Genomic DNA, 408 nt, shown 5'->3' on the forward strand with positions numbered 1-408 from the left:
ATAAGCAGGATAAAGGCCGCTCCGCTCTTTCAGGTAAAAGTGTTTGGCATTTTCAGTATCCAGGATGGAACGGAAGTACAGCCCCGTGATTTGGTTTTCCCTGTTTCTCAGCGCAAACACCACACAGCTTTTACCGAATACCCGGTAGGCTTTTTCCCTGGTCTTGCTCACCAGCCCTTCATCGTTCAATAAGCCATATTGAAGGCACTGTGCAATTAAAGTTTCCTCTTTGCGGGTACCGTGGTGAAACTGGCCGGCATTATACCCGATCTCCAGTTTACTAAAGTTCAGCTTTCTGCTGCTGATATATTCCTGGGCAGGCTTGGAGTTGTGTACCGCGTTCTTAAAGTAGCTGAACATCTTTTGCAGGAAAGCTTCCCTGGTCATGCCGGCAGGCTGCCCCTCTCC

1 protein-coding gene is annotated in these 408 nt (G+C 49.0%); it reads right to left on the minus strand.

The window, feature by feature from the left end; all coding sequences use genetic code 11:
- Window positions 1-408: hypothetical protein (locus GSQ84_RS26490; RefSeq protein ID WP_216849048.1), on the minus strand; the 408-nt coding region annotated here is incomplete at both ends.

This window comes from Pedobacter sp. L105 (genome assembly GCF_009765875.1).
GTDB lineage: Bacteria > Bacteroidota > Bacteroidia > Sphingobacteriales > Sphingobacteriaceae > Pedobacter.